Annotated in this window: 25 protein-coding genes; 19 read left to right on the plus strand and 6 right to left on the minus strand. The window is 68.4% G+C overall.

Annotation, left to right across the window (positions count from 1 at the left end):
- Position 1: 1 nt before the first annotated feature.
- The 5 genes from BN973_RS12605 (at position 2) to aroQ (ending at position 3,791) form a co-directional block, all read left to right on the plus strand.
- Positions 2-409, plus strand: coding sequence for a prepilin peptidase (locus BN973_RS12605; RefSeq protein ID WP_036468518.1), 408 nt, complete (start codon positions 2-4; stop codon positions 407-409).
- Positions 410-533: 124 nt separating this feature from the next.
- Positions 534-1,754: a chorismate synthase gene (aroC, locus tag BN973_RS12610; protein ID WP_036472344.1), complete on the plus strand. Its 1,221-nt coding sequence runs from the start codon at positions 534-536 to the stop codon at positions 1,752-1,754.
- Positions 1,755-1,759: 5 nt separating this feature from the next.
- Positions 1,760-2,281, plus strand: coding sequence for a shikimate kinase (locus tag BN973_RS12615; protein WP_036468520.1), 522 nt, complete (start codon positions 1,760-1,762; stop codon positions 2,279-2,281).
- Entirely contained in the window at positions 2,278-3,366 is a 1,089-nt protein-coding gene (aroB, locus tag BN973_RS12620) for a 3-dehydroquinate synthase (protein ID WP_036468521.1), read from the plus strand. Before BN973_RS12615 ends, aroB begins: the two co-directional genes overlap by 4 nt.
- Positions 3,354-3,791, plus strand: coding sequence for a type II 3-dehydroquinate dehydratase (gene aroQ, locus BN973_RS12625; RefSeq protein WP_139830225.1), 438 nt, complete (start codon positions 3,354-3,356; stop codon positions 3,789-3,791). The genes aroB and aroQ overlap by 13 nt, the downstream gene beginning before the upstream one ends.
- Positions 3,792-3,794: 3 nt before the next feature.
- On the opposite strand, the gene BN973_RS12630 is transcribed toward aroQ, so the two are convergent.
- Positions 3,795-4,490: a B-4DMT family transporter gene (locus BN973_RS12630; RefSeq protein ID WP_198048922.1), complete on the minus strand. Its 696-nt coding sequence runs from the start codon at positions 4,488-4,490 to the stop codon at positions 3,795-3,797.
- A 33-nt stretch (positions 4,491-4,523) separates the two neighbouring features.
- Here BN973_RS12630 and BN973_RS12635 point away from each other — a divergent pair, with 33 nt between their 5' ends.
- The 6 genes from BN973_RS12635 to BN973_RS12660 all read left to right on the plus strand — a co-directional run bounded on the left by BN973_RS12635 (position 4,524) and on the right by BN973_RS12660 (position 10,560).
- Positions 4,524-5,636, plus strand: coding sequence for a M24 family metallopeptidase (locus tag BN973_RS12635; protein ID WP_036468526.1), 1,113 nt, complete (start codon positions 4,524-4,526; stop codon positions 5,634-5,636).
- A 22-nt stretch (positions 5,637-5,658) separates the two neighbouring features.
- Positions 5,659-5,979 (plus strand): hypothetical protein, encoded by a 321-nt coding sequence (locus BN973_RS12640; RefSeq protein ID WP_036468527.1) that lies wholly within the window; start codon positions 5,659-5,661, stop codon positions 5,977-5,979.
- Between the two features lie 148 nt (positions 5,980-6,127).
- Positions 6,128-6,691 (plus strand): elongation factor P, encoded by a 564-nt coding sequence (gene efp, locus BN973_RS12645; RefSeq protein ID WP_036468528.1) that lies wholly within the window; start codon positions 6,128-6,130, stop codon positions 6,689-6,691.
- A 2-nt stretch (positions 6,692-6,693) separates the two neighbouring features.
- Complete coding sequence (gene nusB, locus BN973_RS12650; protein WP_036468529.1) at positions 6,694-7,218, plus strand: transcription antitermination factor NusB; 525 nt, start codon at positions 6,694-6,696, stop codon at positions 7,216-7,218.
- Entirely contained in the window at positions 7,215-7,571 is a 357-nt protein-coding gene (locus tag BN973_RS12655) for a hypothetical protein (RefSeq protein ID WP_036468530.1), read from the plus strand. The genes nusB and BN973_RS12655 overlap by 4 nt, the downstream gene beginning before the upstream one ends.
- A 142-nt stretch (positions 7,572-7,713) precedes the next feature.
- Positions 7,714-10,560, plus strand: a complete 2,847-nt coding sequence (locus tag BN973_RS12660; RefSeq protein WP_036468531.1) for an aminotransferase class I/II-fold pyridoxal phosphate-dependent enzyme — start codon at positions 7,714-7,716, stop codon at positions 10,558-10,560.
- Positions 10,561-10,575: 15 nt separating this feature from the next.
- Here BN973_RS12660 and BN973_RS12665 read toward each other — a convergent pair whose 3' ends face one another.
- Genes BN973_RS12665 through BN973_RS12685 form a run of 5 tightly spaced genes read right to left on the minus strand, consistent with a single transcriptional unit; the run spans position 10,576 to position 15,664 of the window.
- The gene (locus tag BN973_RS12665; protein WP_036468532.1) at positions 10,576-11,772 is read right to left on the minus strand and encodes an acyl-CoA dehydrogenase family protein; all 1,197 of its coding nucleotides are present in this window, start codon (positions 11,770-11,772) and stop codon (positions 10,576-10,578) included.
- A 27-nt stretch (positions 11,773-11,799) separates the two neighbouring features.
- Positions 11,800-12,969: an acyl-CoA dehydrogenase family protein gene (locus BN973_RS12670; RefSeq protein WP_036468533.1), complete on the minus strand. Its 1,170-nt coding sequence runs from the start codon at positions 12,967-12,969 to the stop codon at positions 11,800-11,802.
- Between the two features lie 9 nt (positions 12,970-12,978).
- Positions 12,979-15,030 (minus strand): acetate--CoA ligase family protein, encoded by a 2,052-nt coding sequence (locus tag BN973_RS12675; RefSeq protein ID WP_036468535.1) that lies wholly within the window; start codon positions 15,028-15,030, stop codon positions 12,979-12,981.
- Positions 15,027-15,221 (minus strand): ferredoxin, encoded by a 195-nt coding sequence (locus tag BN973_RS12680; protein ID WP_036468536.1) that lies wholly within the window; start codon positions 15,219-15,221, stop codon positions 15,027-15,029. The genes BN973_RS12675 and BN973_RS12680 overlap by 4 nt, the downstream gene beginning before the upstream one ends.
- A complete protein-coding gene (locus tag BN973_RS12685) occupies positions 15,218-15,664 on the minus strand; it encodes a hypothetical protein (RefSeq protein WP_036468538.1) in 447 nt (148 codons plus the stop codon). Before BN973_RS12685 ends, BN973_RS12680 begins: the two co-directional genes overlap by 4 nt.
- Before the next feature lie 49 nt (positions 15,665-15,713).
- On the opposite strand from BN973_RS12685, the gene BN973_RS12690 reads away from it, so the two are divergent.
- The 8 genes from BN973_RS12690 (at position 15,714) to BN973_RS12725 (ending at position 23,742) form a co-directional block, all read left to right on the plus strand.
- Positions 15,714-16,934: an aromatic ring-hydroxylating oxygenase subunit alpha gene (locus BN973_RS12690; RefSeq protein ID WP_198048923.1), complete on the plus strand. Its 1,221-nt coding sequence runs from the start codon at positions 15,714-15,716 to the stop codon at positions 16,932-16,934.
- Positions 16,931-17,587, plus strand: coding sequence for a TetR/AcrR family transcriptional regulator (locus BN973_RS12695; protein ID WP_198048924.1), 657 nt, complete (start codon positions 16,931-16,933; stop codon positions 17,585-17,587). Before BN973_RS12690 ends, BN973_RS12695 begins: the two co-directional genes overlap by 4 nt.
- Positions 17,588-17,608: 21 nt before the next feature.
- Complete coding sequence (locus tag BN973_RS12700) at positions 17,609-18,922, plus strand: flavin monoamine oxidase family protein (protein ID WP_036468539.1); 1,314 nt, start codon at positions 17,609-17,611, stop codon at positions 18,920-18,922.
- Positions 18,919-20,313 carry an aldehyde dehydrogenase family protein gene (locus tag BN973_RS12705; protein WP_051641239.1) on the plus strand — a complete coding sequence of 465 codons (1,395 nt, stop codon included), beginning with the start codon at positions 18,919-18,921 and terminating at the stop codon, positions 20,311-20,313. Before BN973_RS12700 ends, BN973_RS12705 begins: the two co-directional genes overlap by 4 nt.
- Positions 20,314-20,527: 214 nt before the next feature.
- Positions 20,528-21,265 carry a GntR family transcriptional regulator gene (locus tag BN973_RS12710; protein ID WP_036468541.1) on the plus strand — a complete coding sequence of 246 codons (738 nt, stop codon included), beginning with the start codon at positions 20,528-20,530 and terminating at the stop codon, positions 21,263-21,265.
- Positions 21,262-21,492 (plus strand): 4Fe-4S dicluster domain-containing protein, encoded by a 231-nt coding sequence (locus BN973_RS12715; protein ID WP_036468543.1) that lies wholly within the window; start codon positions 21,262-21,264, stop codon positions 21,490-21,492. The genes BN973_RS12710 and BN973_RS12715 overlap by 4 nt, the downstream gene beginning before the upstream one ends.
- A 25-nt stretch (positions 21,493-21,517) precedes the next feature.
- Positions 21,518-22,900: an ABC transporter substrate-binding protein gene (locus BN973_RS12720; RefSeq protein ID WP_036468545.1), complete on the plus strand. Its 1,383-nt coding sequence runs from the start codon at positions 21,518-21,520 to the stop codon at positions 22,898-22,900.
- On the plus strand, positions 22,897-23,742 hold the full coding sequence (locus BN973_RS12725) for an ABC transporter permease (RefSeq protein ID WP_036468546.1): 846 nt from the start codon (positions 22,897-22,899) through the stop codon (positions 23,740-23,742). The genes BN973_RS12720 and BN973_RS12725 overlap by 4 nt, the downstream gene beginning before the upstream one ends.
- Positions 23,743-23,747: the final 5 nt, after the last annotated feature.

Raw genomic sequence — 23,747 nt, forward strand, 5'->3', positions numbered from 1 at the left:
GGTGCGGGCGACGGCTGCGGTGCTGGTGTTGGCCTGGCTGGCGGCGTTGAGCTGCTACGACATCCGGCAGCGTCGACTGCCCAACCTGCTGACGCTGCCCGGGGCGGGCGTGATCCTGGTGGCCGCATCGTGCGTGGGGCGCGGCGGGCCCGCGCTGGCTGGGGCCGCGGCCTTGACCGGGCTGTATCTGCTCGTGCACCTGATCGCGCCGGCCGGTATGGGGGCCGGCGACGTGAAGCTGGCCATCGGCCTGGGCGGGCTGGCCGGCTGCTTCGGGGTCGCGGCGTGGTTTGCCGCGGCGCTGGCCGCGCCGCTGCTGACCGCCGTGACAGGGGTGGTTCTGCGCGGCGCCGTGCCGCACGGCCCGTCGATGTGCCTGGCCACCGCGGTGGCGGTGGCGCTCTTCTGACGTCGGTGCAGGCGTCGAGATCGACGGCGGCGCGGAAAACTGCGAGAGACCTACGCGCTAGCGTCGATTTCGAGGCGTCGCGGGGATTTAAGTCCACGCATGCCCCCATGGGAGAATGGGACCCGTGTTGCGTTGGATCACCGCCGGGGAGTCCCATGGCCGCGCACTGGTAGCCGTGGTCGAAGGCATGGTCGCCGGCGTGGAGGTCACCTCCACCGAAATCGCCGATCAGTTGGCCCGTCGCCGGCTCGGTTACGGTCGGGGCGCCCGCATGCAGTTCGAGCGCGACGCGGTGACCGTGCTGGCCGGTGTGCGCCACGGTGTCACCCTGGGCGGGCCGATCGCGATCGAGATCGGCAACACCGAGTGGCCGAAGTGGGAGACCGTGATGGCCACCGACCCGGTCGACCCGGCAGGAGCAGCCGACCTGGAAAACTCGGCGCGCAACGCCCCGCTCACCCGGCCCCGCCCCGGGCACGCCGACTACGCCGGGATGCTCAAGTACGGCTTCGACGACGCCCGGCCGGTGCTGGAGCGCGCCAGCGCGCGCGAGACCGCCGCCCGCGTCGCCGCCGGTACGGTGGCCCGGTCGTTTCTGCGCCAGGCCCTCGGCGTCGAGGTGCTCTCCCACGTCATCGCGATCGGCCCGTCGCGGCCCTACGACGGACCGCCGCCCGGGCCCGGCGACCTGACCGCGATCGACGCCAGCCCGGTGCGCGCCTTCGACAAGGACGCCGAGCAGGCGATGATCGCCGAGATCGAGGCCGCCAAGAAGGACGGCGACACCCTCGGCGGCGTGGTGGAAGTCGTCGCGCTGGGCCTGCCGGTCGGCCTGGGCTCGTTCACCAGCGGCGACAACCGCCTGGACAGCCAGCTGGCCGCCGCCGTGATGGGGATCCAGGCGATCAAGGGCGTGGAGATCGGCGACGGCTTTGCGACCGCGCGCCGCCGCGGCAGCCAGGCCCACGACGAGATGTACCCCGGCCCCGACGGCGTGATCCGCTCGACCAACCGGGCCGGCGGGCTGGAGGGCGGCATGACCAACGGCCAGGTGCTGCGGGTGCGGGCCGCGATGAAGCCGATCTCGACCGTGCCGCGGGCCCTGGCCACCGTCGACATGGCCACCGGCGACGAGGCCGTCGCGATCCACCAGCGCTCCGACGTCTGCGCGGTGCCGGCCGCCGGCGTGGTCGTCGAGACCATGGTGGCGCTGGTGCTGGCGCGGGCCGCGCTGGACAAGTTCGGCGGCGATTCGCTGGCCGAAACCCGGCGCAACATCGAGGCCTACCAGCGCGCGGTCGCCGAGCACGAAACCCCGGCCGCGCGCGCCAAGGCATCGGGGTAGCCGCCGTGACCCCCAGGGCGGTACTCGTCGGGTTGCCCGGCTCGGGTAAGTCGACCATCGGGCGACGGCTGGCCAAGGCCATGGGCGTCGGCTATGTGGACACCGACGTGCTGATCGAGCAGCAGACCGGCCGCACCATCGCCGACATCTTCGCCACCGACGGGGAACAGGAATTCCGCCGCATCGAGGAAGACGTGGTGCGCGCGGCGCTCGCTTCCCACGACGGCATCGTGTCGCTCGGCGGCGGAGCCGTCACCACCCCGGGGGTGTGCGAGGCGCTCGCCGGGCACACCGTCATCTACCTGGAGATCGGTGCCCGCGAAGGCATCCGGCGCACCGGTGGCACGTCGGTCCGCCCGCTGCTGGCCGGAGGAAACCGCGCCGAGAAGTACCGCGCCCTGATGGGACAACGCGTTCCGCTGTACCGGCGGGTCGCGACCATGCGGGTCGACACCAACCGCCGCAATCCCGGGGCGGTGGTGCGCTACATCATGTCCCGGCTGCCCCTGCAAGAGGCCACCACATGACAGATCACCATTCGCCGGTCACCGTGCAGGTGGCCGTCGACCCGCCGTACCCGGTGGTGATCGGCACCGGATTGCTCACCGAATTGGGCGAGCTGCTCGGCGACCGACACCGGGTCGCGATCCTGTATCAGCCGGTACTGGCACAGACCGCCGAGGCGATGCGCAGTTATCTGGCCGACAAAGGCGTCGACGCGCACCGCATCGAAATTCCGGACGCCGAGGCCGGAAAAGAGCTGCCGGTCGTCGGATTCATCTGGGAAGTGTTGGGCCGCATAGGAATTGACCGCAAGGACGCGTTGGTGAGCCTTGGCGGTGGCGCGGCCACTGACGTCGCGGGTTTCGCGGCGGCCACCTGGTTGCGCGGAGTCTCGATCGTGCATGTGCCGACCACCTTGCTGGGCATGGTCGACGCGGCGGTCGGCGGAAAGACCGGCATCAACACCGAGGCCGGCAAGAACCTGGTCGGCGCCTTCCACCAGCCGCTGGCCGTGCTGGTCGACCTGGCCACGCTGGAAACGTTGCCGCACAACGAGATCGTGGCCGGCATGGCCGAAGTCGTGAAGGCCGGCTTCATCGCCGATCCGATGATCCTCGACCTGATCGAAGCCGATCCGCAGGCGGCGCTGGACCCCAAGGGTGACGTGCTGCCGGAGCTGATCCGTCGCTCGATCGCCGTCAAGGCCGAGGTGGTCGCCGCCGACGAAAAAGAATCCGAGCTGCGCGAAATCCTGAACTACGGCCATACTTTGGCGCACGCCATCGAACGCCGAGAGCGCTACCAGTGGCGCCACGGTGCCGCGGTATCGGTGGGCCTGGTGTTCGCCGCCGAGCTCGCCAGGCTGACCGGCCGCCTCGACGACGACACCGCCGCGCGTCATCGCGCGATCCTGACCTCGCTGGGCCTGCCGGTCAGCTACGACCCCGACGCGCTGCCCCAGCTGCTGGAATACATGGCCGGAGACAAGAAGTCGCGCGCCGGTGTGCTGCGGTTCGTGGTTCTCGACGGGCTGGCCAAGCCGGGCCGGTTGGTGGGGCCGGACCCGGGCCTGCTGGTGACGGCCTACGCGGGAGTCTGTGCGCCATGATCGTCAACGTCATCAACGGCCCCAACCTGGGCCGGCTGGGCCGACGCGAACCGGAGGTCTACGGGGACACCACCCATGATCAGCTGGCCGCGATCATCGAACGCGAGGCCGCCGAACTCGGGCTCAAAGCCGTTGTGCGGCAAAGCGATAGCGAAGCAGAATTGCTGGACTGGATTCATCTGGCCGCCGACGCGGGGGAGCCGGTGATTCTCAATGCGGGCGGCCTGACCCACACCTCGGTGGCGTTACGGGATGCGTGCGCCGAACTGAAGGCACCGCTGATCGAGGTGCACATCTCCAATGTGCATGCGCGCGAAGAGTTTCGGCGTCACTCGTACCTGAGCCCGGTGGCGACCGGAGTGATCGTCGGGCTGGGCGTCCAGGGCTACCTGCTGGCGCTGCGCTACCTGGCGAACAAGGGCTAGCGGCTAGTCCTTCGTCGGGTCGGTGTCGGTGCGGATGACCTCGGTCTTGGCGTCATCGGCACGCGTCGGGATCACCTCTGTTTTGGCGTCGTTCGCACGCGTCGGGATCGTCTCGGTCGGCGCGTCGCGTTCCGCGGTGGCCACCGACGACGTCGGCGCCTCGGCCTGCGCCCCGGACTGCGTCGGGATCTCGCCGGTCGGCGCGTCGTCGGCGCGGGCGGCGGCGAACACGTCGGTGTCGGCGCGTTCCTCGTCTCGTCCGGCGCCGCGGTCGGCCGGGGGATTGCGGTCCACCCGCCAGCGGCCGATGGCCACGCCGACGATGCCGGGCAGGAACACGCAGAGCGCGGTGAACGCCGCGAACGTGGTGACCTCGTTGATCAGGCCGCCGGTGTAGAGGCCCTTGTAGAACAGCGCGATGAGCCACGAGACGGCTCCGCTGAGGATGCCGGCGAACAGGCCGGCCAGCAGCCAGGTCATCGCCAGGTCGGCGCGACGATCCGGATCCGCGTTGGCTTTCGCGTCGGCCCGACCGTCCATCACCCCCCAGACGCTTACGCAGACGACGAACACCAGCAGCAGCACGACACTTACCAGGCCGGCCTGCGTCTGCCACGCATTGATGATTGCCCCCTGCAACAACCGGACGACAACCATCAGCCCGGCGAACGCCAATCCACGGAGCATCCAGTTACTCATGGCCAACCAGCGTAGCGAGTACCGTCGTGAGTCGTGACACATTCCCACCGTCGAGACAATCTAAAAAGCCAGATCGGTGCCAAGGGGCTGGACGCGATGCTGGTCACAGACCTGATCAACGTCCGTTATCTGTCAGGTTTCTCCGGGTCCAACGGCGCGTTGCTGGTCTTCGCCGACGATCGCGAGGCGATTTTGGCCACCGACGGCCGATACCGTACCCAGGCCGCCGCGCAGGCGCCCGATCTCGAGGTCGCCATCGAGCGGGCCGTCGGCCGCTACCTGGCGGGCAAGGCGGGCGACGCCGGCGTGTCCAAGCTGGGCTTTGAAAGCAATGTCGTCACGGTGGACGGCTTCGACGCACTGACCAGCGAGATCGGTGAGCACGGCGGGAAGACGGAGCTGGTGCGGGCCGCCGGGATGGTCGAAGCGCTGCGCGAGATCAAGGACGCCGGCGAGGTGGCCCTGCTGCGACTGGCCTGCGAGGCCGCCGACGCCGCACTCAAAGACCTGGTGGCGCGGGGCGGTTTGCGGCCCGGCCGAACCGAACGTGAGGTGAGCCGCGAGCTCGAGGCCCTGATGCTCGATCACGGCGCCGACGCGATTTCGTTCGAGACGATCGTGGCCGCCGGGCCGAATTCGGCGATCCCGCACCACCGGCCGACCGACGCGGTCCTCGCCGACGGCGACTTCGTCAAGATCGACTTCGGTGCGCTGGTGGCCGGCTATCACTCGGACATGACCCGCACGTTCGTGCTGGGTAAGGCCGGTAAAGCCGCCGCCTGGCAGCTGGAGATCTACCAGCTGGTCGCCGAGTCGCAGCGGGCCGGCCGCGAGGCGCTGCGGCCGGGTGCCGACCTGCGCGAGGTGGACGGCGCCGCGCGCCAGCTGATCGTCGACGCCGGCTACGGCGAGCAGTTCAGCCATGGGCTGGGACACGGCGTGGGTCTACAGATTCACGAAGCACCGGGCATCGGCGCCACGTCGTCCGGGACGTTGCTGGCCGGTTCGGTCGTCACCGTGGAGCCCGGCGTCTACCTGCCGGGCCGCGGCGGGGTCCGCATCGAGGACACCCTGGTCGTGGGCGATCGGCCGGCCACCGCCGAGCTGCTGACCCGGTTCCCCAAGGACCTGGCCATTCTGACTTAGGGCGTTCCGTAGGATTCGGCAAATGGCCTACCTAGCAGTCATCGCCGTCTACGTGGTCGCCGCGGGCACCGCTCTCGCCGGGTTCTGGCTGACCGCCGTGTTGTTCGTCGGGCACGACTACGACGCGGCCGGGGTCATCATGTCGGCCGCTCGCCGGGTGGCCGGGCGGGGCCCGCTTCTGATCGCGGCGGGCGTCGCGTTGGGTTTGCTGGGCAACCTCGCCGCGAACCACCTGCCGCCGGCGTCCGCGTCCGACCTGGTCGCGCCGTCCCACCCGTCGGACCTCTGCGACCTCAACGACGGCCTGTTCGGCCTGTGCGGGGCCGGGCAGCTGCGCCGCTAGCGGCGCGGTTAGCGCCGGACCGCGGCGCGGGTAAGCTGCATCCGGTGCTGTTCTGCGCGCACCATTTGCGGCGGAACCCGCTGCCGGGCCCTTGCCCGGCCACCGAAAGACCCTGAAAATTGGCCTTCCCGTAGGAGATATAGCGACCGTGGCATCGACTGCCGACTTCAAGAACGGACTGGTGCTGGTGATCGACGGCCAGCTGTGGCAGATCATCGAGTTTCAGCACGTCAAACCGGGCAAAGGCCCGGCCTTCGTGCGGACCAAGCTGAAAAACGTGCTCTCGGGCAAGGTCGTCGACAAGACCTACAACGCCGGCGTGAAGGTGGATACCGCCACCGTCGACCGCCGCGACGCGACCTATTTGTACCGCGACGGCTCGGACTTCGTGTTCATGGATAGCCAGGACTACGAACAGCATCCGCTGCCGGAATCGCTGGTCGGCGACGCCGCCCGGTTCCTGCTGGAGGGCCTGCCGGTGCAGGTGGCCTTCCACAACGGCGCACCCCTGTACCTCGAGCTGCCGGTGTCGGTCGAACTCGTGGTCACCCACACCGAGCCGGGTCTGCAGGGCGACCGGTCCAGCGCCGGAACCAAGCCCGCGACCGTGGAGACCGGCGCGGAACTTCAGGTGCCGTTGTTCATCAACACCGGGGACAAGCTGAAGGTGGATTCGCGCGACGGCAGCTACCTGGGTCGGGTCAACGCCTGACCATGCCGGACGGTAAATCGCCGAGGCCTACCAAGGGACGCCATCATGCCCGTAAACGCGCGGTGGACCTGCTGTTCGAAGCCGAGGCTCGCGGCCTGAGCCCGACCGAGGTCGCCGACGTGCGCGCCGCGCTGGCCGAGGCCAACCCCGACGTCAAGGCACTGCACCCGTACACGGTCGCGGTGGCCCGCGGCGTCGGCGACCAGTTCGCCCATATCGACGACCTGATCAGCACCCACCTGCAGGGCTGGACGCTGGACCGGCTGCCCGCGGTCGACCGGGCGATCCTGCGAGTTGCGGTGTGGGAGTTGCTCTATGCCGACGACGTGCCGGAGCCGGTCGCGGTCGACGAGGCCGTGCAGCTGGCCAAGGAGTTGTCCACGGACGACTCGCCGGGATTCGTCAACGGCGTGCTGGGCCAGGTCATGATGGTGACGCCGCAGATCCGGGCCGCCGCCGAGGCCGTCCGGGCAGCCGCCGCGACGGCCGCGGCCACGACACCGGAGAACCCCGAACCGCCGTCATGACCCGACTGGAACTCCGCGCCTTCGTCGCCGCCGTCCTGGCCGCGACCGTGGTGCTGGGTGCCGTCGTGTGCGCCGCGTACGGGTGGACCATCGCCGCCGCCGCGCTGTCGATCTACGCGCTGGGAGTGGGCGCCTGGCTGTACCACTCGGTCGAGCGCCTGATCGTGGCCCGCCGCATCAGCGCGGTGCGCTCGGCGGCCAAGCCGCTGCAGCCGTTATTGCCGCTGATGGCCGCGATCATGGGCCTGACGCAGGCCGTGGTGCGCTCGCTCGGCGACGTCTCCGAGTTGCCGTCGCGCCGGTGGGAGCTGACCCGCCGCCGCGTCGTCGACAGCGACGACACCGATCGCTGACCGAACTGGGGCGATCCTGAGCGAAAAGATCGCGGACGCAGGCCGGACCGGATAACAATGGTGGCGAGTCGTTCAGGTCGGTGTCGGGAATTATTCACTGCGGTGGCCGAGTATCGGACACCATCACAGAACAGGTGACGACATGAATCCCTACAGTGCCTACCCGCGACGGCTGCGCGTGTCCGCGCTGGCGGCGGTGGCCAACCCGTCGTACACGCGCGTCGACACCTGGAACCTGCTCGACGACGCCTGCCGTCACCTCGCCGAGGTCGACCTGGCCGGGCTGGACAAAACCCATGACATGGCGAAGGTCAAGCGGCTGATGGACCGCCTCGGCGCCTACGAGCGCTACTGGCTGTACCCCGGGGCGGAAAACCTGGCGACCTACCGCGCTCACCTGGAGAGCCTGTCCACGGTGCGGCTTGCCGAGGAGGTGTCGCTGGCGGTGCGCCTGCTGTCCGAATACGGCGACCGCACAGCACTTTTCGACACGTCGGCCCCGTTGGCCGACCAGGAGTTGGTGGCCCAGGCCAAGCAGCAGCAGTTCTACACCGTGTTGCTCGCCGACGACTCGCCGAACACCGGGCCCGACTGCCTGGCCGAAGCCCTGCGCGCGCTGCGCTGCCCGTCCGACGACGTGCAGTTCGAGCTGCTGGTGGTGCCCAGCGTCGAGGACGCCATCACCGCCGTCGCCCTCAACGGCGAGATTCAGGCCGCGATCATCCGGCACGACGTACCGTTGCGGTCGCGCGACCGGGTGCCGTTGATGAACACGCTGCTGGGCGCCACCGACGACGCGGTCGGACGTGACAGCGGCAGCGACTGCATCGAATGCGGCGACTGGATTCGCGAATTGCGGCCGCACATCGACCTTTATCTGCTCACCGACGAGTCGATCGCGGCCGGCAACGACGAGGAACACGTCGTCTACGATCGGACGTTCTACCGGCTCAACGATGTCACCGATCTGTACAGCACGGTGCTGGCGGGTCTGCGAAATCGTTTCGCCACACCATTTTTCGATGCCCTGCGGGCGTACGCGGACTCACCGGTCGGTCAATTCCACGCGCTGCCCGTCGCGCGGGGGGCCAGCATCTTCAACTCGCGCTCACTACAGGACATGGGGGAGTTCTACGGCCGCAACATCTTCATGGCCGAGACCTCGACGACGTCGGGCGGGCTGGACTCGCTGCTGGACCCGCACGGCAACATCAAGAAGGCGATGGACAAGGCCGCGCGCACCTGGCATGCCAACCAGACCTATTTCGTCACCAATGGGACGTCGACGGCCAACAAGATCGTCGTGCAGTCGCTGACCCGGCCCGGCGACATCGTGCTGATCGACCGCAACTGCCACAAGTCGCACCACTACGGGCTGGTGCTGGCCGGCGCCTATCCGCTGTATCTGGATGCCTACCCGCTGCCGCAGTTCGCGATCTACGGGGCGGTGCCGCTGGACACGATCAAGAAGGCGCTGCTGGATCTGGAGGCGGCCGGCCAGCTGGACAAGGTGCGCATGCTGCTGGTGACCAACTGCATCTTCGACGGTGTGGTGTACAACCCGCTGCGGGTGATGGAGGAGGTGCTGGCGATCAAGCCGGACATCTGCTTTTTGTGGGACGAGGCCTGGTACGCGTTCGCGACCGCGGTTCCGTGGGCCCGGCAACGCACCGCGATGGTGGCGGCCGACCGCCTCGAGCAGATGCTGGCGTCGCCGGAATACGCTGCGGAATACCGGGATTGGGCCCAGAAGATGGAAGGGATCCCGCGGTCGGAGTGGGTCAACCATCGGCTGCTGCCCGACCCCGCCAAGGCGCGGGTGCGGGTGTACGCGACGCACTCCACGCACAAGTCGCTGTCGGCGTTTAGGCAGGCGTCGATGATCCACGTGCGCGACCGCGACTTCAACTCCCGCGCCCGCGACGCGTTCGGCGAGGCATTCCTGACGCACACCTCGACGTCGCCCAACCAGCAGCTGCTGGCCTCGCTGGACCTGGCCCGCCGGCAGGTCGACATCGAGGGGTTCCAGTTGGTCCGCCAGGTCTACGACATGGCGCTGGTGTTTCGGCACCGCGTCCGCAAGGACCGGCTGATCAGCAAGTGGTTCCGGATCCTCGACGAGGCCGACCTGGTGCCCGAGCAGTTCCGGGCCTCGGCGGTGAGTTCCTACCGCGAGGTCCGCCAGGGTGCGCTGGCGGAGTGGAACGAAGCCTGGCGCTCCGACCAGTTCGTGCTGGATCCGACCCGGGTGACCCTGTTCCTCGGCAACACCGGGATGAACGGGTACGACTTCCGCGAGAAGATCCTGATGGAGCGCTTCGGGATTCAGATCAACAAGACGTCGATCAACAGCGTGCTGCTGATCTTCACGATCGGTGTCACCTGGTCGAGCGTGCACCACCTGCTCGACGTGCTGCGCCGGGTGGCCACCGACCTCGACCGGGAAAAGGAACTGGCCAGTGTGGCCGACTGGACGCTGCACCAGCGCCGGGTCGAGGAGATCACCGAGGACCTGCCGCACCTGCCCGACTTCAGCGAATTCGACATCGCGTTCCGCCCGGTGGACGCCTGCGCCTTCGGCGACATGCGGGCGGCGTTCTACGCGGGCTACGAGGAGTCCGACCGTGAGTACGTTCAGATCGGCAGCGCCGGGCGGCGGATCGCCGAGGGCCGGAAATTGGTATCCACCACGTTCGTGGTGCCCTACCCGCCCGGTTTCCCGGTGCTGGTTCCGGGCCAGGTGGTCTCGAAGGAGATCCTGTATTTCCTGGCTCAGCTCGACGTGAAGGAAATCCACGGATACAACCCGGATCTCGGCCTGTCGGTGTTCACCCCGGAGGCACTGGCCCGCCTGGAAGCCCAACGCAGCGCGGCGAGCGCCGCGGTCGGGTCGGTGTTTCCGGGCTTCGAGTTGCCTTCGGACACATCGGTTTTGAACGGTGCCCGTAACGGTGACCGCGTGCAACGGGCGGTGACCGAAGACGTCTGAGGATTTCGCTCGCCGTCAGGCGTCGGTCAGCGTGCGAAACGACAGCAGCTTTTCCAGGCCACGCTTGCTGGTCTCGTTCGCGATCACCAGGCGTTGAATCTCGGAGGTGCCTTCCCAAATCCGGTCGACCCGCAGCTCCCGCCACAGCCGCTCGACCGGATAGTCGCGGATATAGCCGCGGCCGCCGAAGATCTGCACCGCGCGATCCGCGACCCGGTTGGATGCCTCCGACGCCGCTAGTTTCACGGTGGCAGCCTTGGCGTGCAACGTCTTTCGCTGATCGGGATCACTCAGGTCGGCCTGGTCGAACTCCCAGGCGACCTGATGGGTGAGGGCACGGTTGGTGGTGATGTCGACGACCGAGTCGGCGATCATGCCCTGAATGAGCTGCCGGTTGATCAGCGGCTGGCCGCCCTGCACTCGTTCCCGCGCCCAGTCGACGGCATGCGTCAGTGCGCGTTCCGCGGCGCCGATGGTGCGCGCGCCGATCATCAACCGCTCCTCGGTGAACCAATCCCGGGTCAGTTCCAGCCCGGCGCCGACGCCGCCGAGCACCGCGTCCGCCCCCACCCGCACGTCGGTGAAGCTGAATTCGGGGTGCTCGTAGACGAAAGTGTGGGTGTAGCGCGGGACATTGGTGATGGCCACTCCCGGGGTGCCGACATCCACCAGGAACATCGTCGGGGCGTGCTCCGGCTCGACGTAGGCGAGCACGATGAGATAGTCGGCGACGTCTCCGACGGTGACGAACCACTTCTCGCCGTTGATCACATACCCGCCGTCGCCGTCCGGCGTCGCGGTGGTCTTGGCCGCCGAGAAGTCCGACCCGGCCCCGGATTCCGAAATGGCGACGGCGTCACGCCGCTCACCGCGCGCGCTGGGGATCAGGTACCGCTCCCGTTGGTCCGCCGAGGCGTGCGCCAGCGGGTTGGCGGGGCGCCACACGGTGTCCCACAGCGCGTTTGTCAGCTTACCGAGTTCGTCTTGCACGACGACCTGTTCGAGCACGCTCAGCCCGGCTCCGCCGAACTCGGTTGCCGTGTTGATCGCCTGCAGGCCCGAGCCCAGCACGGCGGCCTTGATCGAGGCGTGCGACTCGGGCGACAGCCCGTTGTGGCGCTCGCACTCGTCCTCGAACGGCATGATCTTCTCGGCCAGGGCCCGGGCGCGGTCTTTGAGCTCGGCCAGCCGCGCCGTGTATGCGAATTCCATTGAACAACCGTCCTTTCACTGCGTTTTCTACGCGACCGGCAGATCGAGAAACGCGGTACCGCGCTTGATGAGTTCGTTTGCGATGATGACGCGCTGGATTTCCGAGGTGCCCTCCCAGATCCGGTCGACGCGCACCTCGCGGTACATCCGCTCGATGGGGTAGGCCCGGTCGTATCCGCGGCCACCGAAGATCTGCAGGCAGCGGTCGACTACCCGGCCCGCGGCTTCGCTCGCCGACAGCTTCGCGATGGATGCCTTGGCGTGCAATGTCTTTCGATCCACACCGTGGTCGGCCTCCCAGGCCACCTGGTGGGTGTAGGCGCGGTTGACGGCGATGTCGACGGCGCAGTCGGCGAGCATCGACTGGATCATCTGGAAGTCGCTGATCGGGGATCCGAATTGCTTGCGCCGGATGGCCCAGTCGCGGGCCAGGCCCAGTGCGCGTTCGGCCACCCCGACGGTTCGTGCGGCGATCATCAGCCGCTCGTCGGTGAACCAGTCCTTGGTGAGTTCGAAGCCCTGCCCGATCTCGCCGAGGATGGCATCGGCGGGCACGAAGGCATTCTCGAAGATGAACTCGGGGTGGCCGTTGACCGCGGAGTGCATGAAGTGCGGTACCCGGCTCATCCGAACGCCCTCGGTGTCCTTCTCGACGAAGAACAGGGTGGATTCGTTGTCGGGCAGCACATTTGCCTGCACCAGCAGAAAGTCCGCGATGTCGCCGCAGGTGACGAACCACTTCTCGCCGTTGATCAGGTAGCCGCCGTCGACCGGAGTGGCCGTGGTCGCGATCGCGCCCGCGTCGGATCCGGCGTCGGGTTCGGTGGTGGCGAACGCGTCGAATCGTTCCCCGCGCAGAATGGGCAGCAGGTAGCGCTCCCGCTGTTCGGGGGAGGCCAGTGCCAGCACGTTGGAGGGCCGCCACGGGATGTCCCACAGGCAGTTCGTGACCTTGCCGAATTCCTCCTCGACGATCACCTGTTCGAGCAGCGTGAGGCCCGCTCCGCCCCATTCGACGGGCATGTTGATGCCGTACATCCCGGCATCCATCGCCGCCTTGGCCAGCTTGTCGACCGTTTCCGGCGGCAATGGGCCGCCGGCCTGTTCGGCCTCGTCCTCGTAGCCCATCAGCAGTTCGGCGTACGCGGCGGCGCGTGCCTTCAGTTCTTGCTGGGCGGCGGTGTAGGCGAAATCCATCGCAATCTCCTAGTGCTGTTTGACGATTCGGGCGTCCAGCGCCGTCGCTCCGGACGCGGTGACCAACAACGGGTTGATCTCGAGCTCGGCGATTTCGGGGTGGGCCGCGGCATAGTGGCTGAAGCGGGCGATGGTGCGTGCGGCGGCGGCGACGTCGACCGCCGGCTTGCCGCGGTGCCCGTGCAGCAGCGGCGCGGTGCGCAACCGCTCGAGCATGCGCAGCGCCGCGGCGTCGTCGACCGGCGCGAGCGCCACCTGCACATCGCGCAGCACTTCGGTGGCGGTGCCGCCGATGCCGACCAGCACGGTCGGGCCGAAGCGGGAATCCCACCGCGCCCCGACGATCAGCTCGATTCCACCTGCCAGATCCGCCATCTCTTCGACCGAGAACGAGCAGGGGCGTAGCTTCGCCGAAAGGCTTCGGTGCGCCTCGAAGAGGTCGTCGCGCGATGCCAGGCCCACCACCACACCGCCCGCATCGGACTTGTGCAGCAGGCCCAATGCCTTGAGGACGTACGGCGGACGCAGTTCGTCGGCGGCGCCACCCAATTCGATGATGGTGCGAATCTCGTGGGCCGCGACGAAGTCGATTCCGGCGGCCGCGAAGGCGTTCCGCGCCGCCATGTAGTCGGTGGCGGCGACGGGTGCCGCCGGCGCCGGCAACTCGAGCGGGCCGGCCGTCGATGCCGTACCGGCGACGGCGGCCAGCGCGGCCGCCGCATCCGCGATCGCTCCGAAGACGGGCACGCCGCCGTCGCGCAGGATCCGGGTCGCCGGTGCGTCGGGGAAGATCGATTGCACGACTGTCGGTTTGGCGCCGGCCGCATCGGCGGCGATCTGCTTGGCGGCGGCGCACTCGGCGGGCCCCAGACCCGTGAGGCCGTCCTCACCGCTGGAATAGCCGCCGAAGTACCCGGTCATCAGGATGGCGTCGACCTCGTCGCAGGCTTGCAGCACCGCGTACGCCCGCGCATAGCTGTCGGGGTCCATTTCGCCGGCACCGGCCAGGTCGACCGGGTTGCCGACGTGGGATTGCGACCACAGCGCATCCCGGAGCCGGGCCTGGGTGTGCTCGCCGAGCGCGGGCACGTCGAGGCCCGCGGCCTCGGCCACGTCGCACGCGATCACGCCGTGCCCGCCACCGTCGGTCAGGACGGCGACCCGGCGCCCCCGCGGAACCGCCCGTTGCCGCAGCGCGAACAACACATCGGCGAGTTCGCGGGGGGTGCGGACCGCGATGGCGCCCGCCACCTCGCACGCCGCGGCGATCACCGCCGAATCGCTGGTGAGAGAACCGGTGTGCGACTGCGCGCCGCGGGCGGCGGCGGTGCTGGCACCGGCGGCCAGTACCACCACCGGCGTTCCCGAGGCGACCGCGGCCGCGCTCGCCTCGACGAATCCGCGGCCATCCCGGAAGTCCTCGATGTACACGGCGATCGCCGAAGTCCACGGGTGGGCGGCGCACGCGTCGATCAACTCGACCAGGTTGACATCGGCCTGGTTGCCCAGCGAGACGAACCGCGAGATCCCCAGGCCCCGGCCGGTGAACAGCCGGTCCAGTTCGATGGCGAGATTGCCGCTTTGGCTCAGCAGCGCGATGTCACCCGGTGCGAATTGGTTCGAGGACAGATATGTCGCGGTCGTGTTGTCCACCAGGCCAAGGCAATTGGGGCCTACCAGCACCGCGCCGGCGTCTCGGACACGGGCGATCAGCGCGTCCTCGCGCGCCCGCCCGGTTTCGCCGGCCTCGCCCAGGCCCGCCGTGATCGCGACGATGGCACGGGCACCGTTGTCGAGTGCGCCGTCGACGGCCTCCTCGAATCCCGCTTCGGGCACCGCGATGACGGCCAGGTCGACGGGCCCGTCCAGTTCCGCGACCGACGTGACCGTCGGTTGCCCGAGGATCTCGCCGCCACTTCGGTTGACCAGCTGCACCCGGTGCCGATATGCGCCGCGAAGCGCCTGCAGCGCAACGGCATTGCCCCACTTGGCCGGGTCGGTGCTGGCGCCGACGACCGCGATCGAAGCGGGGTCGAACAGGCTGCGCAGGTCCCGGCTCATGTGCGTACCCGCAAGGCTCGCGCCGGGCACGCGGCCACCGCGTCGTGGGCGTGGTTGCGCTCGGACGCGGGCACGCTGTCGCTGCCGATCAGTCGGGCGTAGCCGAAGTCGTCGAGGTCGACGAGCACTGGAGCTGCCACCTGGCACAGGCCGTAGCCCTGGCAGGTGTCTTGGTCGAGGATGAGCTTCACGAGATCTCCAATGGGTTGGTGTTGATACGTGCTTCGAGTTCGGGGATGGCCGCGGCGAGGCGCTTCCGGCGCTCGGCGGTTCGGTCGTAGGCGTCGCCCGGTAGCCCGATCAGCATCCGGTCGTGGTCGAGCACCACGTGCGCGACGGCGAGAGCCAGGTGCGGGTCGCCCTCGCGGGTGCCGCCTGCGACGTCGAGCGCGAGCTGCGCGGCCCGGTCGAGATAACGCAGCCACCGTCGGTTGGTGCCCCGCAGGATGAGCCTGGTGACGTTGTTTCGCTCCCGCGAAACCGTCGCCTCGCCCTGCAGCCCGGCCAGCAGCGCGGGAAGCGACCGCTCCGGCTCGGGGGTGAGGCCGAGCCAGGCGGTCGGCGCCCGGAATGGCTTTTGCCGAGCTGGTGCCCACTTTTGCCCGGTGATGTCGAACCTCCTGACCCTTGACACGCCATGAAACACACTGGCATAGTAACAAACTAATCAGTTAGTCAGTTAGTTGGAAAGTTCGGAAGTCGAGCAGAAGGACGCGGCGCAGCAGATGAACGAGACATCCGTCAAGGCCAGACCGCGCCCGGTAAAAGGCGACGTCAACCCGCTGGAGCCCGGACTGGATTCGCGTTACTACACCGATCCGCGGGTCGCTGATCTCGAGCAGCGACGGATCTTCGACCGGACCTGGCAGTTGGTCGGACACGTGACCGACCTGCCGAACCCGGGGTCGCGCATCGTCGGCTCGGTGGGGCGCAAAGAGGTCGTGGTGGTGCGCACCGAGGACGGTGGCATCCGCGCCCACCTCAACACCTGCCGGCACCGCGGCACCCGCCTGGTCACGGAGCCGGGTGAGGGCAAGGCGTTGCGCTGCCCGTACCACGGTTGGACGTATCACCTGGACGGCAAGCTCGTCGGGGCGCCGGAGAACCGGACGATCCCCTGTCTCGACAAGTCGAAGCTGTCACTGTTCGGTGCCCGCGCCGAGGTGTTCTGCGGGCTGATCTTCGTCAATCTCGACTTGGCCGCCGAACCGCTCGGACCGCAGTTAGCGGGCCTGCGCCCCCTGCTGGAGCGCTACCTGGGCGGCACGATGGAGACGTTCGGCAAGGCGCGCGTCCACGTCAACAAACCGGAAGACGCACAGGAGTCGAACTGGAAGGTGGCCGTCGACAACTACCTCGAGGGCTACCACGTCCCGGTCGCGCATCCGGGCCTGATGCGGCTGCTCGACTACAAGCGCTATTCGGTGCAGACCGCGGATCTCTACGCCGTCTACGATGCACCGTTGCGCGACAAGGCGTCTGACAACTGGGCCGAGCGGCTTTATCAGCGGGTGGTACGCCCGATGCCGGGGCTGCTCGAGGAAGACTGCCGCGTCTTTCGCTACATCGCGATCTACCCCAACACCATGATCGACCTGTATCCCGATCATGTGCTGATCTGGAAGATGAACCCCCGCGGTGTCGACCGGGTCGACGTTCCCGGCGCCTATCTGCGACGCGCCAACTGCGACCTGCGCACCCGAATCGCACAACAGCTCAACTTCTACATCAGCGCGATCACCACGCGTGAGGACGAAGATCTGGTGCAGCGAATGCAAATCGGCATGGGCAACATCGACTTTGCACCCGGACCGCTGTCCATGCGTGAGCAGGGTGTGGCCTGGTTCGCGGCTCGCGTCCGTGCCGACCTGGGCGACCTGGACGAGGAGGCCGGCCGCAAATGATGATGATGATGGCGTCCGATACCACCAGGCGCACCAGAGCCGAAATCGCCGCCGAGACCAGGGAAGCGATCCTGTCCGCCGCGTGCGCGATCATCAGCGAGGAGGGTTTCGAAAGCATTCGGATGCGGATGGTCGCCGAGCGGGCCGGGGTATCCACGGCGGCGCTGCATTACCATTTCGACAACCGGGAGAAGCTGTTCGCCGAAGCGCTGCGGTATTCCTTCGAGAACACCGGCCGAGACGTCTACCAGGCGAGCCCCGAAACCGACAGCCCGACAGCACGATTGGCGCGCATCATCTCCGCGTCGCTGCCGAGCACGGAGGCCCTGCGCAGGGAATGGGCGATGTATCAGGAGTTGTGGTGCCGCGCGCTGCGCAATCCGGAGTCGCGCGCCCTGGCCATCGAGATGGACCGGGCGCAGCAGGACTGGATCGCGGAAACCATCGCCGACGGCGTGGCGTCGGGCGAGTTCAACCCGTGTGACATCGGGGCGCAGGCCCGGCTGATCAGTGCGTTGTGCGACGGTTTCGGTGGCCAGCTGATGCTCGAGAACCCTTCGCTGACTGTCGATTCCGTTCGTGCGGCGATCTGGGAGCAGGCCGGTGCCGCGCTCGGGATCACCGGCGAATTCCCGGACCACGGCTGGCAATGAGCTGAATCGGGAGCCAAGACAATGCCTTACGATGTCGCCGTTCTGGGAGCCGGTCTGTCGGGCCTGTCCGCGGCCCGCGACCTGATGAGGGCCGGCGCCGACGTTGTTGTTCTCGAGGCCCGCAACAGGGTGGGCGGACGTGTCGAGCAGATCACGCTCGACGACGGCCGCATCGTCCAGCTCGGCGGTGAGGTGGTGGGCAACGGGCACACCGCGTATCAGAAGCTGGTCGCCGAACTCGGACTCACCCTGATTCCGAGCTATGTCGCCGAGCCGGGCGCGCTCACCTACGTCCTGCATGACGGGGCCTACGTCGGCGACGAGCCGTCCTGGTTTTCCGACGCCGACCACCGCAGCATGCGCCACGTCGAGCAGCAGTTCGCGGCGCTTGCCGCAACCGTCGATCCCGACGACCCGTGGTCGCACCCGGACGCGGTGGCGCTGGACACCATGCCGGTGATGAGCTGGCTGGCCGGCATCGGTGCTACCCCGAACGTCCGGCGTGCGCTGGAGGCCGGCCAGCTGGGCCTGAGTTCGGGCTCGTTCGAACGCACTTCGCTGCTCGCGTCGCTGCGCAAGGCGGCCAGCATGCCGAACGCACAGCTGTACTCCTATGACGAATGGGAGAACCTTCGGGTGGCCGAGGGCTCGGCGACGGTCGCGCTGCGGATGGCCGCCGATCTGGGGGACCGGATCCGATTGGACTCGCCCGTGCGCTCGATCAAGGTGGCGCCGGGCGGCAGCAGCGTGCAACTGGTCTCGGGCGAGCTGGTGCGGGCGAACGCGGTGGTGAGCTCGCTGCCGGCCGGCCCCTTCCGCGACATCGCGGTGGAGGGCGTGTCGGAGGCCCGGCTGGAGTCGCTGCACCGGCAGCGCCACGCGCTGGCCGCGAAATTCGTTGCCGCATATACCCGGCCGTTCTGGCGCGATCGCGGGCAGAACGGTTTGACGGAGTCCGAGGGCATCCTGGGCTCCTCGTGGCCGCAGACCGAGGGTGTGCTGTCCTGCCTGGTTCCGCCCGAGCGGATCGCCGCCTACCTGTCCGCGTCGATGCGGTACCGCCGGGAGGAGGCGCTGGCCGAACTCGCAAGCTGGTTCGGGTCCGAGGCGATGAGTCCTGTCGCGACTTTCGAGCGGTTGTGGGGGACCGATCCGTGGACCCAGGGATACGTGACACAGTGGCGTCCGGGCGATGTCCACCGGGTGGGCCCGCTGCACGGCACGCATGAGCCGCCGTTCTACGTCTGCGGCTCCGATCAGTGGGTGGCGGGCTATATGGAAGGCGCGGTTCGCACCGGTCGCGCCGCGGCCGAGGAAGCGTTGGTGCACGGATGAAAACGATCGAGGTTCTCGACCCGGCGACCGCGCAACGGATCTCGTCCATCGAAGACATGGACGCCGCGGCCGTCGACGGCGCGGTCGCCACGGCGCGGGCGGCTTTCGACGGCGGCCGGTGGTGGCCCGGCACGCCCGACGACGAGCGCGGGCGAGTGCTGGCCCGTGCCGCGGAGCTGGTGCGCGCCAAGGCCGACGAGCTGGCCCGGCTCGAATCGCTGGATGTCGGCAAGCCGCTGGCCGAAGCGCAGTGGGACGTCGCGGAAGCCGCCCGGATGCTGGAGTATTACGCCGGCTGGCCGACGAAATCGGCGGGGGAGAGCTTTCCCGTCTCGGCCGACGCGTTGAGCATCGTCGTGCATGAACCCGTCGGGGTTGTCGCCGCGATCACCCCGTGGAACTACCCCCTGATGCTGGCCGCCCAAAAGGTTGCGCCGGCATTGGCCGCCGGCTGCAGTGTGATCCTGAAACCGGCCGAGCAGACCCCGCTCACCTCGCTGCGGTTGCCGGAGATCTTCGCTCGAGCGGGGTTGCCGGACGGGGTGTTTCAGGTGGTGACGGGCGGCGCCCGAGCGGGCGCCGCACTCGTCGCACACCCCGACGTGGACAAGGTGTCGTTCACCGGATCGTCCGCCGTGGGCCGGCTGGTGCTGCGTTCGGCGGCGGATTCGATCAAGCGGGTCGCGGTGGAGCTGGGTGGCAAATCGCCGAACATCGTCTTCCCGGACGCCGACCTGCCGGCGGCCGTCGCCGGCACCGCGGCGGGGGTGTTCGCGAACCAGGGCCAGATATGCTCCTCGGGTTCGCGCGTCTACATCCACGCGGACGTGTATGACGAAGTGCTGGAAGGCATCTGCGCGATCGCGGCCGACCTCAAACTCGGCGCCGGACTGGATCCCGATACGACGATGGGGCCGTTGGTGAGCCGGGCTCAGCAGGAACGGGTCACCGAGTACATCCGCATCGGCGCGAAGGAAGGCAACGTCGCCGTCAGCGGTCGGCTGCCGACCGACCCGGCGCTCGAGAACGGTTTTTTCGTGGCACCCACGGTGTTGGAGGTGCCGCACACGGCGGTCGTCGCGCGCGAAGAGATCTTCGGCCCGGTGATGGCGGTGGTGCGATTCACCGAAACCGACGAGGTGCTCCGGATGGCCAACGACAGTCCGTACGGTCTGGCCGCGACGCTGTGGACCTCCGATCTGAGCCGCGCCCTGACGGCCGCCCGCGCCATTCGTGCGGGCGTGGTGTGGGTGAACGAGACACAGACGGCGCCGCTGCAGGCGCCCTGGGGTGGGTTCAAACAGTCCGGCATCGGCCGCGAGCTGGGTGCGCACGGGCTGCAGGAATACCTCGAGTGCAAGCACATCTACCTCAATCATGGCGGGCGCTAAAGCTTTCCACCATCCGTGCGCGGGCCGGGATCAAGACCTTTCTGCTCACCGGGATCGCAAAGGCGGCGCCGTCAACCAGGTGGCGCAATAACCGCCGGGGCCCGGGTTTGCGCTGGTGGACACCGAAGCGCACCCGGCGCAATGGGTTTTCGCGCCGCCGGCTGCCCGGGCCGCCCAGCCGAAATATGCCCCTGAGCTGGGTTAGCGTGGCGGCGTGGCTGAGGCGATACCCATTCGCGGACCCCGGGCCGACCGTGCCCGCCGGGTCGCCGATGTGCTGCGCCAGCAGATCCACGCCGGCGCCTATCCGGACGGCCTGCCGCCCGACAGCGACTTGTCGGCCGAGTTCACGGTGTCCCGCAACACCATTCGCGAGGCGCTTGGCATCCTCAAGCACGAGGGTTTGATCGACCGTGGACCCAAGGTCGGCACCCACGTCGCCCAGCGCAAGTACGACCACCGGATCGACTCCCTGCTGGGGTTGAAAGAGACCTTCAAACACATCGGCGAGGTCCGCAACGAGGTGCGCGCCGCCATGCCGGTGGTCGCTCCGCCGGCGGTGGCCGCCCGGCTCCGGCTGCAACCGGGCGAACAGGCGGTGTTCATCGAGCGGTTGCGCTACCTCGGCGACTTGCCGCTGAGCCTCGACCTGACCTACCTCGCCCCGGATATCGGAACCCGGATCCTGGATCACCCGCTGGAGACCAACGATCTGTTCGCGCTGATCGAGCAGGTGAGCGGACACCGGCTGGGCGAAGCATCGCTGGCGCTGGAAGCCATTCCCGCCGACGTGCATTCGGCTGCCACGCTGCAGGTGCCCGACGGTGCGTCGCTGCTCATGCTCGAGCGGCTCACCAGTCTCGACGATGGCCGGCCCGTCGACCTCGAATACATCCGGATGCGCGGCGATCGAATCACCATGCGCGGCCACCTGATTAGGAGTAAGCCATGACGCTGGTCAACAACAACCGGGTCGACGTGCCGGTCACGATCGACGAGTCGCTGTGCATCGACGGCTGTACCCTCTGCGTCGAGGTGTGTCCGCTGGATGCGCTGGCCATCGACCCCGACACCGGCAAGGCGTTCATGCACGTCGACGAATGCTGGTACTGCGGCCCGTGCGCCGCGCGCTGCCCGACCGGTGCCGTCACGGTCAACATGCCGTATCTGCTTCGCTGAAATACCCAACAGCCCAGGATCTTTCATGAAACGACACGCCCTTCGGCTGGTCGCGGCCGTGCTCGTCGCGGTGCTGTCCGGCTGCTCGCTGGAATCCCTATCGGCGTCCTCCGGTGTGGTCAACGTCGTCGTCGGCTACCAGTCCAAGACGATCAACACCGTGACCGCCGGGACACTGCTGCGTGCCCAGGGCTACCTGGAACGCCGGCTCGCCGACATCACCACCCGCACCGGCACCAAATACGCGGTCCGGTGGCAGGATTACGACACCGGCGCCCCGATCACCGCGCAGATGCTGGCCGAAAAGATCGACATCGGCTCGATGGGGGATTACCCCATGCTGATCAACGGCTCCAAGACACAGGCCAACCCGCTGGCGAAAACCGAAATCGTCTCGATCACCGGCTACAACCCCAAGGGCGCGCTGAACATGGTCGTGGTGGCGCCCGGTTCGACGGCCACCATGTTGAGTGACCTGGCCGGCTCGAAGGTCTCGGCCAGTGTCGGCTCGGCCGGTCACGGCACCTTGATGCGGGCCCTGGACAGGGGCGGAATCAACGGCGTCGAGGTGCTCAACCAGCAGCCCCAGGTCGGCGCGTCCGCCCTGGAATCCGGTCAGGTGCAAGGGCTTTCGCAGTTCGTCGCCTGGCCCGGACTGCTGGTCTTCCAGGGCAAGGCCAAACTGCTCTACGACGGCGCCGAGCTGAACCTGCCCACCCTCCACGGGGTGGTGGTGCGCCGTTCCTATGCGTCCGCGCATCCGGAGGTGCTGGGCGCGTTCCTGCAGGCCCAACTGGACGCGACCGATTTCCTCAACTCCAAGCCGCTTCAGGCCGCTCGCATCGTCGCCCAGGCCAGCGGGCTGCCGCAGGAAGTGGTGTACCTCTACAACGGTCCCGGCGGCACGTCATTCGATACCACGCTCAAACCGTCATTGGTCGAAGCGCTGAAAAACGATGTGCCGTACCTGAAGTCGATCGGCGACTTCGCCGACCTCGACGTCGCCGGTTTCGTCCAGGACGCGCCGTTGCGCGCCGTGTTCGGCGCCCGCGGCCTCAATTACGACGCGACCCGGGCCGCCACCGCCAACCCGTCGGTGCTCGCCGGTGACCCCGCGCTGGCCAGCGAACTGTGGCTGGACGGATCCGATGCCACCCAGACGCTGGCCGATCCGACCAGCCTGCTGCGGGCGGTGCGGGACGCGACCGCCCACGGCGCCAAGGTACGGGCGGCCTACGTCCCCGACGCCGAGCTGGGCACCCGGTGGTTTGCCGACAAGGCCGTCTGGGTGCAAGACGGCCCGAACTACCTCCCGTTCGGCGCCCCGGCCGGCGCGCGTCGCTATCTCGCCGCTCACCCCGGCGGCACCGTCGTGAATTACCAACAGGCCCTTGGAGGTTCGGTATGACCGCGCAAGTGATAGACCAACCCATATCGGTGCCTGTGCTCGGCACACCGCGGCGGGCCGCCTCGCCGTGGCAGTGGCGGCTGCTGCGGCTGGCCTCGGTCGTCGCGGCGATCGGGCTGTGGCAGGTGCTGACCGCCGACAAGGTGCGGCTGCTGCTGCGGTTCGACACGCTGCCCACCGTCACCCAGATCGTCCACGCGCTGCAGCGCCGGCTCGGCACCTACGAGTACTGGCTCGACCTGGCGCAGTCGCTGATCCGGATCCTCACCGGCTTCGGGCTGGCCGCCGTGATCGGTGTCGCGACGGGCGTGCTGCTGGGCCGTTCCCGGTTGTTCGCCAACACCTTCGGCCCGCTGACCGAGCTGCTGCGGCCGGTGCCGGCGATCGCGATGGTTCCGGTCGCGATCCTGCTGTTCCCGACCGACGAGGCCGGCATCGTGTTCATCACCTTCCTGGCCGCCTACTTCCCGATCCTGGTCAGCACCCGGCATGCGGTCCGGGCGCTGCCCACCCTGTGGGAGGACTCGGTGCGCACCCTGGGCGGCAACCGGTGGGACGTGCTGAAAGAGGTGGTGCTGCCGGGCATCCTGCCGGGAGTGTTCGGTGGCCTGTCGGTCGGCATGGGGGTGGCGTGGATCTGCGTGATCTCCGCGGAGATGATCTCCGGGCGCCTCGGCATCGGCTATCGCACCTGGCAGGACTACACCGTGCTGGCCTATCCCCAGGTGTTCGTCGGCATCATCACGATCGGCGTGCTCGGATTCGCGACCGCCGCGGCCGTCGAACTGGTCGGCCGCCGGGTGACCCGCTGGCTTCCGCGCGCACAGGAGGCACAGCGATGAGCGCC

The organism is Mycobacterium triplex, assembly GCF_000689255.1.
Taxonomy (GTDB): domain Bacteria; phylum Actinomycetota; class Actinomycetes; order Mycobacteriales; family Mycobacteriaceae; genus Mycobacterium; species Mycobacterium triplex.